This is a genomic window from Psychromonas algarum (assembly GCF_004376845.1).
Lineage (GTDB): Bacteria > Pseudomonadota > Gammaproteobacteria > Enterobacterales > Psychromonadaceae > Psychromonas.
This window is the reverse complement of sequence record NZ_SNUW01000007.1, coordinates 65,068-78,548: the sequence shown is the minus strand read 5'-3', so window position 1 is coordinate 78,548 and position 13,481 is coordinate 65,068. Positions and strand designations below refer to the sequence as shown.

The 13,481-nt window shown below is 37.4% G+C and carries 12 protein-coding genes; 8 read left to right on the top strand and 4 right to left on the bottom strand.

Going from position 1 to position 13,481, the window contains the following annotated elements; translation table 11 throughout:
* Window positions 1-28 precede the first annotated feature (28 nt).
* Window positions 29-1,735 (bottom strand): dipeptide ABC transporter ATP-binding protein, encoded by a 1,707-nt coding sequence (locus E2R68_RS07975; protein WP_134277164.1) that lies wholly within the window; start codon window positions 1,733-1,735, stop codon window positions 29-31.
* Between the two features lie 354 nt (window positions 1,736-2,089).
* Between E2R68_RS07975 and E2R68_RS07970 the strand changes: the two genes are divergently transcribed.
* Genes E2R68_RS07970 through E2R68_RS07960 form a run of 3 tightly spaced genes read left to right on the top strand, consistent with a single transcriptional unit; the run spans window position 2,090 to window position 3,716 of the window.
* Window positions 2,090-2,485, top strand: a complete 396-nt coding sequence (locus E2R68_RS07970) for a DNA polymerase III subunit psi (protein ID WP_134277162.1) — start codon at window positions 2,090-2,092, stop codon at window positions 2,483-2,485.
* Window positions 2,469-2,933, top strand: a complete 465-nt coding sequence (gene rimI / locus E2R68_RS07965) for a ribosomal protein S18-alanine N-acetyltransferase (RefSeq protein ID WP_243834631.1) — start codon at window positions 2,469-2,471, stop codon at window positions 2,931-2,933. The genes E2R68_RS07970 and rimI overlap by 17 nt, the downstream gene beginning before the upstream one ends.
* Window positions 2,934-2,969: 36 nt before the next feature.
* Entirely contained in the window at window positions 2,970-3,716 is a 747-nt protein-coding gene (locus E2R68_RS07960) for an RNA methyltransferase (RefSeq protein ID WP_134277160.1), read from the top strand.
* A gap of 311 nt (window positions 3,717-4,027) precedes the next feature.
* Here E2R68_RS07960 and E2R68_RS07955 read toward each other — a convergent pair whose 3' ends face one another.
* Window positions 4,028-4,522: a SprT family zinc-dependent metalloprotease gene (locus tag E2R68_RS07955; protein WP_134277159.1), complete on the bottom strand. Its 495-nt coding sequence runs from the start codon at window positions 4,520-4,522 to the stop codon at window positions 4,028-4,030.
* Window positions 4,523-4,540: 18 nt separating this feature from the next.
* On the bottom strand, window positions 4,541-5,689 hold the full coding sequence (gene metK, locus E2R68_RS07950) for a methionine adenosyltransferase (protein ID WP_134277158.1): 1,149 nt from the start codon (window positions 5,687-5,689) through the stop codon (window positions 4,541-4,543).
* A 345-nt stretch (window positions 5,690-6,034) separates the two neighbouring features.
* Between metK and E2R68_RS07945 the strand changes: the two genes are divergently transcribed.
* Window positions 6,035-7,279, top strand: coding sequence for a peptidoglycan DD-metalloendopeptidase family protein (locus tag E2R68_RS07945; protein ID WP_243834630.1), 1,245 nt, complete (start codon window positions 6,035-6,037; stop codon window positions 7,277-7,279).
* Between the two features lie 102 nt (window positions 7,280-7,381).
* Here the strand turns inward: E2R68_RS07945 and rsd are convergent, their stop codons facing one another.
* Window positions 7,382-7,855, bottom strand: a complete 474-nt coding sequence (gene rsd, locus E2R68_RS07940) for a sigma D regulator (RefSeq protein WP_134277154.1) — start codon at window positions 7,853-7,855, stop codon at window positions 7,382-7,384.
* A gap of 254 nt (window positions 7,856-8,109) precedes the next feature.
* Here rsd and nudC point away from each other — a divergent pair, with 254 nt between their 5' ends.
* The 4 genes from nudC to purD all read left to right on the top strand — a co-directional run bounded on the left by nudC (window position 8,110) and on the right by purD (window position 13,472).
* Window positions 8,110-8,913, top strand: coding sequence for an NAD(+) diphosphatase (gene nudC, locus E2R68_RS07935; protein WP_134277152.1), 804 nt, complete (start codon window positions 8,110-8,112; stop codon window positions 8,911-8,913).
* A 124-nt stretch (window positions 8,914-9,037) separates the two neighbouring features.
* Window positions 9,038-10,102, top strand: a complete 1,065-nt coding sequence (gene hemE / locus E2R68_RS07930; RefSeq protein WP_134277150.1) for a uroporphyrinogen decarboxylase — start codon at window positions 9,038-9,040, stop codon at window positions 10,100-10,102.
* Between the two features lie 216 nt (window positions 10,103-10,318).
* A complete protein-coding gene (purH, locus tag E2R68_RS07925) occupies window positions 10,319-11,911 on the top strand; it encodes a bifunctional phosphoribosylaminoimidazolecarboxamide formyltransferase/IMP cyclohydrolase (protein WP_134277148.1) in 1,593 nt (530 codons plus the stop codon).
* A gap of 274 nt (window positions 11,912-12,185) precedes the next feature.
* Window positions 12,186-13,472 carry a phosphoribosylamine--glycine ligase gene (purD, locus tag E2R68_RS07920; protein WP_134277146.1) on the top strand — a complete coding sequence of 429 codons (1,287 nt, stop codon included), beginning with the start codon at window positions 12,186-12,188 and terminating at the stop codon, window positions 13,470-13,472.
* The last annotated feature ends 9 nt before the right edge of the window (window positions 13,473-13,481 follow it).

Genomic DNA, 13,481 nt, shown 5'->3' with positions numbered 1-13,481 from the left:
TTTTTGTTGGTTATGATTAAAATAAATATTAAATACTTGCTCGCAACCCTTTAAACTCAGGCATCAATGAAATTAGATGCTTGCTATAAGGGTCTTTAGGATTGGTAAATAATTGCTCACTTTCGTTAACTTCTAATAACTTGCCTCGTTGCATTACCCCGATACGGTCACACACTTGACGTATTACTGGTAAATCATGACTAATAAATAACATAGTCAAGTTGAGTTCATCTTGTAAATCTTTTAATAAGTTAAGGATTTGTGCTTGTACAGACACATCTAATGCCGATGTTGGCTCATCACAAATTAATAAACGAGGACGAGTTGCTAGTGCACGCGCAATGGAAATACGTTGACGTTGACCACCAGAAAATTCATGCGGGTATTTAACGCCTGCCATTCTTCCTAAACCAACATGATCTAATAGATCAAATACAATCTGTTGTATTTGCGATTCACTAGATGCTAATTTATGGAAACGAATTGGCTCTGCGATAATGTCATAAATCTTCATTCTAGGGTTCATTGAAGTATATGGATTTTGGAATACCATCTGCATTTGACGACGGAACGGACGACGCTCACGTTCAGATTTTATTGCAGTTAAATCAATACCTTCGAAAGTAATTTTACCTTCATTAGGTGGGTATAAACCGGTAATTACTCGTGCGATAGTTGATTTACCTGAACCTGATTCACCTACTAAACCAAAAGTTTCACCTTCATTAATGCTGAAGCTTACATTTTTGTTAGCTTGTACATACTCACGCTTACTTTCAAAGAAAGAATCTTTAGTGACAAATCGTAAACTGATATTTTCAACGTTTAAAAGAGGCCCTGTATAATCTCGCTGATCTTCGCTTTGACCTAACCAATGGTTTTTAATATCTAACGCTTCAAGTTCGTGCGCTTCTTCGATATAACTTACTAATGGGAATCTATCGAGCTTTCTATCTGAACGAGGTACTGCAGAAATAAGACTACGAGTGTACTCATGATCTGGGTCTCCTAGTACTTTAGCTGTTTCGCCAAACTCAACTAAATCACCACGATACATAACAGCTACTTTATCTGTAATATTAGAAACGACACCCATATCGTGCGTTACTAACATACAACCTACATTTTTTTCGATACACAGGTTACGAATAAGCGTTAAGATTTGATCTTGAATGGATACATCTAATGCGGTTGTTGGTTCGTCTGCAATAATTAAGTCTGGATCACCAGATAAAGCGATAGCAATAACAACACGTTGACGCATACCGCCAGAAAATTGATGTGGGTATTGTTTAATTCTTACTTCTGCTTCAGGAATACCAACTTGCTGCATTAATTCGATAGCTCGTTGCAGTGCTTCTTGATGCGTTACTTTTAAATTTGCATGAATTGTTTCAAGTAGTTGTTGCTCAACAGTAAAAAGAGGATTGAGTGAAGTCATTGGGTCTTGAAATATAAAGCCAATTTTATTACCACGTACTTCTCTCATCTGCTCAAGTGTAAGGCCTGAAACTTTCTCTCCATCTAAAAACACTTCACCATCAGCAATAACACCAGGAGGGCTTAATAAATCAATAATAGCATTACCCACGGTTGATTTACCTGCACCTGATTCACCTACTACGCCAACAATTTCACCACGTTCAATGGAAAATGAAAGTGCTTTAACGGCTGCATGCACTCCAAAGCGAGATGGATATTCAATACGTAGGTTTTTAACTTCTAATAACGACATTTAACGGACCTCTACTGGTTCTAACTTTGCTAAAACCTAGTGAATATTTACAGTTTTGTGAATAAAAACGCATATAATGCGTTTCTTTATAACTTAACGTAATAACATTATAACTTAATAGTATCGTAACCATATAGCCTTATTGCGTTTTATTATATGACGCATGTCAAAAATTTAATTGTTGTTGGAGCTCAATCGTTATTAAGCTCCCTTAATTGAGGCTTTTTTATAGACATAAAATATTTTATTGCTTACATATTTTAGCCAGATAACTATTTTTACGTAAGATTTCGATCCATTACTATTCAGTGTTATATTCATCCCTTTATTATCGAAGTTTATCTTGGGTTTTTTATGAAACATTCACAGGCTATTTTTTTACAAGAAATGGGGATCTCTCATTGGCAAGTAAGAAAACCAACATTATTCAAAGTAGAAGAAGAATTAAAAAAACTAAAGCTTTCGACCTGTAAATTACTCGTTATATGTACTGAACAAGATAAAAAACATGCTTTAATGCCTGCTATTATTAATGCTTTTTCTATTGAACAAGATAGCGTGAGTTATTGTTCTCTTGCTCAATTTGAGAATCATCAAGGTACTTTGCCCCAACTTATTTGGTCAACATTAGGAAAGGTTGAAATAGATGCAAGCCATCAAGTATTGCATTCACTACCTTTAGAGCAACTTGCTAAACATAAATCAGCAAAAAAATCACTTTGGAAACAGTTCTGTGCAACCCAGCAATAACACATTAGCGCGATCTATTATCGCAATGGCTATCTCTGATATTCCAGATGTTATTAATATCGAGTCTGTAGCGCATACGCATCCATGGTCAGAAAAGTTATTTTTAAGTAATTTTGGAAAACGTTATATTAATCATGTATTAATAAAGGATAACCAGATAGTCGGCTACTTTGTTGCTAGTTATGTCGCAGGAGAAGTTACGCTATTAAATATTGCCATTACACCTGAAGTGCAGGGGCATGGATTGGGGCAATACTTATTAACTTACCTAAAGCAATTTTCAGTAGAGTTAGAACAACAGGAAATTTGGCTTGAGGTAAGAGCTTCTAATTTACCTGCTATTAAGCTTTATCAAAAACTAGACTTTGTTGAAGTTGATATTCGTTCAGCTTATTACCCAACTGATAATGGTCGTGAAGATGCCATTATTATGTGTTGTTATTTATAAATAGCTATTTATCCTACTTATATTATTGGAAGTGTCATGATCTCAAAAAATCAGTTAAAACTTATTCACTCACTAGAGCAAAAAAAGCAACGTAAAAAAACGGGATTATTTTTAGTTCAAGGTGAAAAAAATGTTGGCGAGTTATTTGGATCTGATTTTGAAATAGTGAATTTATTTGCCACTGCTGAATATATTAATAAACAATCAGCACAATTAACCACCAATAAGCTCATAACTGTGACTATTGAGAGTAGCATTGAAGAGTTACAAAAAGCAGGCACATTAAAAACGAACAACAGTGTGATAGCTGTTGTAAAGAGCAAGCAATATTCAACGCCTGTGATCCAAGATAAAGAGTTGATTTTAGTCTTAGACCAAGTAGGTGACCCCGGAAATTTAGGAACCATTATACGTGTTGCTGATTGGTATGGAGTTAAGAAGATTGTTTGTAGCCCTGATTGTGCAGATCTTTATAACCCCAAAGTGATTGCAGCAACCATGGGGTCTTTTGTGCGTGTTCAAGTAAGTCATGCAGATTTATGTGAATATTTATCAGGACAAAGTCAGCCTATTTATGGTGCATTTTTGGAAGGGGCTAATATTCATAAGAGTACGTTAGAAAATAGTGCTTTTATAGTGATGGGGAGTGAGTCTCATGGTATTTCAGCCGCTGTTAGTAAATTCATTTCAGATAAAATAACTATTCCTAACTTTGGAGAAGCTGAGTCATTAAATGTAGCAATGGCGACAGGCATTATTCTGGATAACTTTAAGCGTCAGTAAGCAGCGCATTTATATAAAGTGCCAAGGTTTATTACATGCTCTTATTGTCTATGATGAATGACCATTAAATATTGTTTATTTATTATTCAAATACCTATTGACAAACGGTAATGATATTTATTATCATTTGCTGGTTGACAATGAACTTTCGCACTAAAGTTCGTCAGTGCTGCAGGTGACAGTCTACCTGTGAGATAAAGTGGTAAATTAATATTGCAGTCTATGAAGGCGGGGGGTTGGAGTAGCCTGCAATATTAAATCATCATCTACAGTTTAATTTCCTTATTACACTATCTATCATATAAATCGTTTTATTCTTCAGACAAATTTGGCACTAAAGTCGATTTACATTTCTTACATAAATAACGAGTACCTTTAGCAATATTGTTATGACGACGAATGGTTAATTGATGCTCTGCGCATAAGCAACGATAAGAAAATAGCTTCCCTTGTACGTCTTTAATATCTAATTGGTGTGTTGTATTAGCAGGTAATTTAAATACTTGTGTCATAACATGTTGCCATTCTTTTCCATGCGGACGTACTTTGCCATATAGCTGATAGGTGATCAGATGCGCAATTTCATGAGCAACAACTTGTTCGATGAAGATGTGTTTATTTTGTAAATATAAAATGGGATTAAATTTGATTAGGTTTTTTTGTAGATATGCGCTACCCGCGCTGCGGCCTCGTTGATTAAAAAGATACGTTGGACGAGGAAAAACGCGATCAAAAAAGCACTCGGCTAGGATGAAACAATTTTCACCTTTCACTGCGAGTGCTTTTTTATCTTCAAACGTTAGCATTACTCTTATTCGAACAGATTAAAATGCCGCTGCTTTAAGTGCTTCAACTTTATCTAAAGCTTCCCAAGGGAATTGCTCACGGCCAAAGTGTCCGTAAGCCGCAGTTTCTTGGTAGATAGGTTTAATTAAATCTAACATTTCGATTAAACCGTAAGGGCGTAAGTCAAAGTGCTCATTTACCAAGCTAACAATTAAGCTTTTTGCTACTTTCTCTGTACCAAATGTTTCAACACTGATTGATGTTGGCTCTGCCACACCAATCGCGTAAGAAACTTGGATTTCACAACGATCTGCTAGTCCTGCTGCAACAATATTTTTTGCTACATAACGTGCTGCATACGCTGCACTACGGTCAACTTTTGATGGATCTTTACCTGAGAATGCACCACCACCGTGACGTGCTGTACCACCGTAAGTATCAACGATGATTTTACGACCAGTTAAACCACAATCGCCTACTGGACCACCAATAACAAAACGGCCTGTTGGGTTAATATGGAATTTAGTACGCTCAGATAATAATTCAGCTGGTAATACTGGTTTGATGATCTCTTCCATTACTGCTTCAATAAGATCCGCTTGTTTAATATCTTCACGGTGCTGTGTTGATAATACAACGGCATCGATACCTACAATTTTACCTTGATCATAAGCAAAAGTTACTTGGCTTTTTGCATCTGGGCGTAACCAATCTAATTGACCACTTTTACGTACTTCAGCTTGTTTTTTAACAAGGCGATGTGCGTAAGTGATTGGTGCTGGCATAAATACTTCAGTTTCGTTTGTTGCATAACCAAACATTAAACCTTGGTCACCAGCGCCTTGTTCACGTGGGTCTGCACGATCAACACCTTGGTTGATGTCTGGAGATTGCTTACCTACCACATTTAATACAGCACAAGAATCAGCATCAAAACCCATTTCTGAACTTGTATAACCAATATCTCGTACTGTTTTACGAGCAATCTCTTCAATATCTACCCAAGCGTCAGTAGTAATTTCACCACCGACCATTACCATGCCTGTTTTTACATAGGTTTCACAAGCAACACGGGCTTTACTATCTTGCTCTAAAATGGCATCAAGTACTGCATCAGAAATTTGATCGGCGATTTTATCTGGATGGCCTTCAGAAACTGATTCTGAAGTAAATAAGTCACGTGACATGTGAACTCCTATTCGGACTAATTAACAAAATATGTTTGGATGTTTTTACATCTAGACGTCTATAGTACATTTTTTTGTGATGGATAACACCCTCTTATTTTTGTATAAGATAGAACTGTTTGCTGATTTTATTGACTAAAGACAATTAAAATGACTGTATATTGACCTAAAACTGCCTCGTATGGGTTATACTCGCTGGCATTTTATTTTTGCGGTTGTATTTACTCTGTTTAATCGAGACCCTTTATGCCTTTATTGCTTCAAGTCAAAATATTTTTTAGAAAACTGCTTATTTTTATTAATCATTTACCCCGATTACATTTTTGGATGGTCATTGGATTATTAATGTTTTTGCTGTTTATTAGTTTAATACCAGCAGAACTTAATCATGAGCAACCGATCAAACGTGAATTAACTTTACCTATCAGTGACGCTTTACAGGGCGAATACGCGATTGCAGAGCCTTTAAATGCAATCCGTGCTGATCATAATAAATTATTTCCAGATTTTTCAGGTAATCGTAATATTGATATCACTATTTCAGGTGGAGATACTTTAAGTGCCATTTTCTCTCGAGAAGGCATTTCTGCTGCGGTCTTGCAAGATTTATTAGAAGCTGATGCGGAGCATTTACGTTTAAGTAATCTATTACCAGGCCAAGAAGTACATTTATTAGTTAGTCCTGACAATCAATTGCTTTCATTAAAAGTCGTTATTGACCGCGTTCACACCTTAACCTTTGTCCTGAAAGATGGGGAATATATTTCGGACATGCAGGTGAAAGAAGGGGAATGGCGTAATAGTTATTATCATGGCAGTGTGACAGGCAGTTTTTATGTTAGTGCAAAGAGAGCGGGGTTAACAGGTAGCCAAATTCAACAAGTTTCAGGTGCATTACAGGAAAAATTTGATTTTAATCGTCAATTGCGTGCAGGTGATACATTCCATGTGTTGGTTGCAAAACAATATGTTGAAGGCGTTTATAGTTTTGATAGTGAAGTCTTAGCTATTCTTATTAGAACTCGTTCAGCTACTTATACTGCTTTTTTAAATGAAGATGGTCGTTATTACGATAAAAATGGCAAAGGTTTAAGCAAGGCTTTCCGTCGTTATCCAACTAATGGTAAACCTCCTCGTATTAGTTCACCTTTTAATCCTCATCGATTACACCCTATTACTAAGCGAGTAAGTCCGCATAATGGAACAGACTTTGCCGTTGTTGTTGGTACAAAAGTTCACGCAGTTGGTGATGGTGTGGTTATTCGTGCAGGTTTTCACCCTGCAGCAGGTAACTATGTTGTTATTAAACATGGTCGAAAATACACTTCACGAGTTTTACATTTGAGTAAAATATTAGTGCACAAAGGGCAACGTGTTGAAATGGGGCAAGTGATTGCTCTATCAGGTAATACAGGACGCTCTACTGGACCACATTTACACTATGAATTCCATGTTTATAATAAACCTGTGAACCCAATGACAGTGGATTTGCCTTTGTCACAAGAAGTTCCTAAGAAAGATATTAAAGCATTTAATAAGCGTCGAGATTCATCATTACGTGAGATGGGAGAAACACTGTCTGATTTGTAAATTTTGATGGTGCAATAAATATTAGATAATAAAAAACCAATCAAATATGATTGGTTTTTTTGTTTTAATCGACAACTTAAGCGTTATGATTTTATTGGTTATTTACGCTAATGTGTGATGAAGATGTACAACCTCTAATAGTTGATCTTCTCTTTCAAAGCGGCTTTCCATTACTTGACCTAACTCTGATAGATCTTGATCAAAACTTAATAAGGTTTGATCGGAGGCATTTTCAGCATAAGTATCATTGAAGTTTAATGCTGTATCTGTTGTTGTGGTGATCCGAGAATATAATTCTTGGGCTATTTTTAAATTCTCTTTACCGTCGAGCTTAGATTGCTCAATGATCTGTTCATACACTTCAAAATGTCCTGTTGAAGCATAATCTAATAATTGTTGGCAAAAATCGGTGATTAATTCTTGCTTTGGTAAGCTACGTTTTTCTTGATGATAAGGTGGTAGACCAGCTAATTCACAATATAGAATAACTAATTTTTGACGAGCAGCTAACCAGTTATCTAAAACAGTAAGAGTGCCACCCCATTCTTTTTTTGCTTGGTTAAGTTTGGTAAGCATAAAACCTCCTGTGAATAGAAAAAGCTAGAAATATAAGTAAATAAAATAACAGCATACGCCAACATGCTTGTAGTTTATATAGCATAAATAATAATTACTGTGAGCTTATAGCCATTGTAAAAGCATGAATTGTAAATATTTAGCATTGTCTATAAGCACATTAATTTAATGCTCAGTTTATGCTTATGTTAATTGCTTTCTATGACCTTCAACCGTTAATATCGGCAGCATATTTTTAAAGACGAGAAATTAGCATGACAGAAATGATAGCTGCAGATGAAAATGCTTGGTGGTTTATATTATCTGAAGGAAAATTAGTGGCTTTAGATAAAGGAGACTTTATTCCCTTTGGAAATATTGAAGAGTTACCTTTCCCTGAAGGCATCACTGCTAATAAAGTCTTATTAGGAAAATATCAGGAACAACCATGTTACCTCATTGAAGTTGAAAATAGTCTAGATGTTGGTTTAGGTGAATATGTAACCTTACGTTCGTTATTAGGGCGCATGGATGATCTGCTTTTTGATATGGCTGGTCGTGCATTTCAAATTTCGTTATTTTATAAAACGCATCAATTTTGTGGGCAATGCGGTCAAACAATGCAAAAAATTGATTGGGAAATTGCGATGAAATGCTACCACTGTCAGCATCGCACTTATCCTCGAGTCTCACCTTGTATTATTGTTGCTATTCGTAAACATAAAAAAATATTATTAGCGTTACATAATCGTCATCAAAAATCTGATCGTCCAATTTACACGACTTTAGCGGGGTTTACTGAAGCCGGAGAAACCTTAGAAGCTTGTGTTGAGCGAGAGGTATTTGAAGAAGTTGGATTGAAAATTAAAAACATTCAATATGTCACCAGCCAACCTTGGCCATTTCCACATTCATTAATGATGGGGTTTACTGCGGATTATGATTCAGGTGAAATCAATGTTGACCCTCATGAGTTAATCGCTGCTAATTGGTATGATATTGATGATCTCCCCCTTATACCAAGGCATGGCACCATTGCACGGAAATTGATTGAAAAAACACTAAAACGATGTCGTTAGTGATCACATATAATCGTTAATTAATACCGCGGAAATACATTTAAAGTGCTAGTATAAGCACCCAAAAAATAGGGCTAATGCAGCGTTTTGCTGGCTTTAACAGATAGAACAGAAAAGGTTACCAATGACTGAATTAAAAAACGATCGTTATATTCGCGCTTTATTAAAGCAAGAAGTAGATAAAACGCCAGTATGGATGATGCGCCAAGCAGGACGTTATTTACCAGAATATAAAGCAACACGTGCGCAAGCTGGTGATTTTATGTCGTTATGTCGTAATGCTGATTTAGCTTGTGAAGTGACTTTACAGCCTTTACGTCGTTTTGATTTAGATGCAGCAATTCTGTTTTCTGACATTCTAACTATACCTGATGCGATGGGTTTAGGTTTGTACTTTTCTGAAGGTGAAGGGCCTAGATTTGAGCGTCCAATCAGCTGCAAAAAAGACGTTGATAATTTGATCATGCCTGAACCTGAAGGTGAACTGCAGTATGTAATGAATGCGGTACGTACAATTCGTCGTGATTTAAAAGGTGAAGTGCCATTAATCGGTTTCTCAGGCAGTCCGTGGACATTAGCCACTTACATGGTGGAAGGCAGCGGTTCAAAATTTTTTACTAAAATTAAAAAAATGGCATTTGCAGATCCACAAATTCTCCATTCATTGTTAGATAAATTAGCAGATTCTGTGACTGATTACCTGAATGCTCAAATTGCTGCTGGTGCGCAATCTGTCATGGTATTTGATACTTGGGGTGGTATTTTATCTCCACGTGATTATAAAGATTTTTCATTACAATATATGGAAAAAATAGTGGATGGTTTAATCCGTAGCTATGATGGTAAAAAAATTCCGGTTACGCTATTTACTAAAAATGGTGGTCAATGGATTGAACAAATTGCTGACACCGGTTGTGACGCAATTGGTTTAGATTGGACAATTGATATTAAAGAAGCCAAAGCACGTGTTGGTTCTCGTGTTGCACTGCAAGGTAATATGGATCCATCAATGTTGTATGCTTCTCCAGAGCGTATTCGTCAAGAAGTCGCGACTATTCTCGAAGGCTTTGGCAGCGGTACTGGCCATGTATTTAATTTAGGGCATGGTATTCATTTAGATGTGCCACCAGAGAATGCAAAAGTTTTTGTTGATGCCGTGCATGAGTTAAGTACGCCTTATCATAGTTAAGACTACTGAGTTTATATTCGTATAACAAAAAACATGCTTCGGCATGTTTTTTTGTTTTCAGATGATTTTAATGTTTATTTTTGCTTTTTTATTCAACAAAACGAATAAAAATTATTTCAATTCGGGTAGAATGCCGCCCAAGTTTAACTTTTTAAAAAACTCCAGTCATTTGAGTTTTTCACCGATGAAAACATTAACCGAGGAATGTGGAAGATAATGGAAAATAGCCGAACAATTAAAAGAGCACTGATCAGTGTTTCTGATAAAACTGGTATTGTAGAATTTGCCCGTGAACTAGCAGATAAAGGTGTTGATATTTTATCAACAGGCGGCACTTGTAAGTTGCTTGCAGAAAATAACATTAAAGTAACGGAAGTTTCTGACTACACTGGTTTTCCTGAAATGATGGACGGACGTGTAAAAACATTACATCCTAAAATTCACGGTGGCATTCTTGCTCGTCGTGGTGTCGATGAAGCTATCATGGCTGCAAACGATATCGAAGCAATTGATATGGTTGTTGTTAACTTATATCCATTTGCTGCAACAGTAGCAAACCCAGATTGTACCTTAGAAGACGCAATTGAGAACATCGATATCGGTGGCCCTACAATGGTTCGCGCAGCGGCAAAAAACCATAAAGACGTTGCGATTGTTGTAAATGCTTCTGATTATTCTCGAATTTTATCTGAAATGAGCGAAAACAACGGTAGCCTAGTTTACAAAACTCGTTTTGACTTAGCGATTGCTGCTTACGAACATACAGCACAATACGACGGTATGATTGCTAATTACTTCGGTACTATGGTACCAAGTTACGGTGAAAATAAAGAAGGTGATGAGGAATCAAAATTCCCACGTACTTTCAATGCGCAATTCCAAAAGAAACAAGATATGCGTTACGGTGAAAACTCTCATCAAGCGGCTGCTTTCTACGTTGAAAACAATGTTCAAGAAGCATCAGTATCAACAGCAACACAGTTACAAGGTAAAGCATTATCTTACAACAACATTGCAGATACAGATTCGGCACTTGAATGTGTTAAAGAGTTCTCTGAGCCAGCATGTGTAATTGTTAAACACGCAAACCCCTGTGGTGTAGCAGTGGCAGGTAACATTCTTGACGCTTATGAAGGCGCTTACAAAACTGACCCTACATCAGCATTTGGTGGCATTATCGCGTTTAACCGTGAATTAGATGCTGCAACAGCTGAAGCAATTACATCTCGTCAATTCGTTGAAGTGATTATCGCACCCTCTGTAAGTGATGAAGCAGTTGCAATTATTGCTGCTAAAAAGAACCTACGTTTATTAGTTTGTGGCGAATGGGCTGATAAAACGACTGAGTTTGATATCAAACGTGTTAATGGTGGTTTATTAGTACAAGATCGCGACCAAGGTATGGTTGATTTAGCAGATCTTAAAGTGGTTTCTAAACGTCAACCAACAGATGCAGAAATGAAAGATTTATTATTCAGCTGGAAAGTGGCTAAGTTTGTTAAATCGAACGCAATTGTTTACGTTAAAAACAGCACAACAGTAGGTGTTGGCGCTGGTCAAATGAGCCGTGTTTACAGTGCTAAAATCGCAGGCATTAAAGCTGCTGATGAAAACCTAGTAGTTGAAGGTTCTGTTATGGCATCTGATGCATTCTTCCCATTCCGTGACGGTATTGATGCAGCAGCAGAAGCGGGTATTAGCTGTGTAATTCAACCAGGTGGTTCAATGCGTGATGATGAAGTTATCGCAGCAGCTGATGAGCACAACATGGCGATGGTATTTACTGGAATGCGTCACTTCCGCCATTAATTGATTTTTGCGTCGTGCTTTAGCTTGAACTCGGCGTTAAAAGTGCCCACTTGCAGTAGCAAGCTCCGCGCTTTTGCCTTGATTTCAAACTAAGTCACTTAGCAAACAACAATTAATTTTTGTGTTATTAAGCTATCAGGTAGCAAGCTCCGTGCTTTTGCCTTGATTGTTAGCAAAATGACTTAACACAAGTAAGATTAATAAATTTGAATATTATAGGCGAACTGTGGTTCGTCTTTATTGTTTTAGATAACTTATTTTTAAGGTTCCTATTATGAATGTACTAATTATTGGTAATGGCGGTCGTGAGCATGCGTTAGCATGGAAAGCGGCACAAAACCCACAAGTTGAAACCGTTTTTGTTGCGCCAGGTAATGCCGGTAGCGCACTAGAAAATAAAGTTAAAAACGTGAATATCGGTGTTGAAGATATCGATGCGTTAGTGGCTTTTGCTCAAGAAAATAATGTTGAGCTAACGATTGTTGGCCCCGAAGCACCGCTTGTTATTGGTGTAGTCGATGCTTTCCGTGAAGCTAAGCTTGCGTGTTTTGGTCCAACTAAAGGTGCTGCACAATTAGAGGGATCTAAAGCCTTCACTAAAGACTTTTTAGCGCGTCATAACATTCCAACGGCTTGGTACCAAAACTTCACTGAAATTGAGCCTGCTTTAGCTTACGTTCGTGAAAAAGGTGCGCCAATTGTAATTAAAGCAGATGGTCTTGCAGCAGGTAAAGGCGTGATCGTAGCGATGACGTTACAAGAAGCGGAAGATGCTATCCAAGACATGTTAGCAGGTAATGCATTTGGTGAAGCTGGGCATCGTGTTGTTATCGAAGAATTCCTAGATGGTGAAGAAGCATCATTCATCGTGATGGTAGATGGGACTAATATCGTGCCAATGGCGACAAGCCAAGATCATAAGCGTGTTGGTGATGGCGATACAGGTCCAAACACTGGCGGAATGGGCGCATATTCGCCTGCTCCAGTGGTTACACCTGAAATGCATGACCGTATCATGGAATTAGTTATTCGCCCTACGGTTGAAGGTATGGCTGCAGAAGGTAATACTTACACTGGTTTCTTGTACGCGGGTCTTATGATCATGGCTGACGGTACACCGAAAGTCATTGAATATAACTGTCGTTTTGGTGATCCTGAAACACAGCCAATCATGTTACGTATGAAGTCTGACATCGTTACGTTATGTTTAGCGGGTGTTAATGGCGAATTAGAAGGCATGGTTGCTGAGTTTGACCCACGTGCTGCTATTGGTGTTGTATTAGCCGCTGGTGGTTACCCTGCTGATTATACTAAAGGACATGTTATTTCTGGTATTCCTGAAGCAACTGAAGGCCTTAAAGTCTTCCATGCCGGTACTGCTGACAAAGACGGTAACGTGGTAACAAGCGGTGGTCGTGTATTGTGTGCAACAGCATTAGGTAATACAGTGACTGAAGCGCAACAAAAAGCATATGAGTTAACGAAGAAAATTAGTTGGGATGGTATGTTCCATCGTAACGATATTGCTTACCGCGCAATTGCACGTGAAAACAACAAGTAGGCTGATATT

Excerpts from the sequence above, each read along its gene's own strand:
- E2R68_RS07975 (WP_134277164.1), bottom strand. The coding sequence starts at position 1,735 with ATGTCGTTATTAGAAGTTAAAAACCTACGTATTGAATATCCATCTCGC.
- E2R68_RS07970 (WP_134277162.1), top strand. The coding sequence starts at position 2,090 with ATGAAACATTCACAGGCTATTTTTTTACAAGAAATGGGGATCTCTCAT.
- E2R68_RS07960 (WP_134277160.1), top strand. The coding sequence starts at position 2,970 with ATGATCTCAAAAAATCAGTTAAAACTTATTCACTCACTAGAGCAAAAA.
- E2R68_RS07955 (WP_134277159.1), bottom strand. The coding sequence starts at position 4,522 with ATGCTAACGTTTGAAGATAAAAAAGCACTCGCAGTGAAAGGTGAAAAT.
- metK (WP_134277158.1), bottom strand. The coding sequence starts at position 5,689 with ATGTCACGTGACTTATTTACTTCAGAATCAGTTTCTGAAGGCCATCCA.
- E2R68_RS07945 (WP_243834630.1), top strand. The coding sequence starts at position 6,035 with ATGTTTTTGCTGTTTATTAGTTTAATACCAGCAGAACTTAATCATGAG.
- rsd (WP_134277154.1), bottom strand. The coding sequence starts at position 7,855 with ATGCTTACCAAACTTAACCAAGCAAAAAAAGAATGGGGTGGCACTCTT.
- nudC (WP_134277152.1), top strand. The coding sequence starts at position 8,110 with ATGACAGAAATGATAGCTGCAGATGAAAATGCTTGGTGGTTTATATTA.
- hemE (WP_134277150.1), top strand. The coding sequence starts at position 9,038 with ATGACTGAATTAAAAAACGATCGTTATATTCGCGCTTTATTAAAGCAA.
- purH (WP_134277148.1), top strand. The coding sequence starts at position 10,319 with ATGGAAAATAGCCGAACAATTAAAAGAGCACTGATCAGTGTTTCTGAT.
- purD (WP_134277146.1), top strand. The coding sequence starts at position 12,186 with ATGAATGTACTAATTATTGGTAATGGCGGTCGTGAGCATGCGTTAGCA.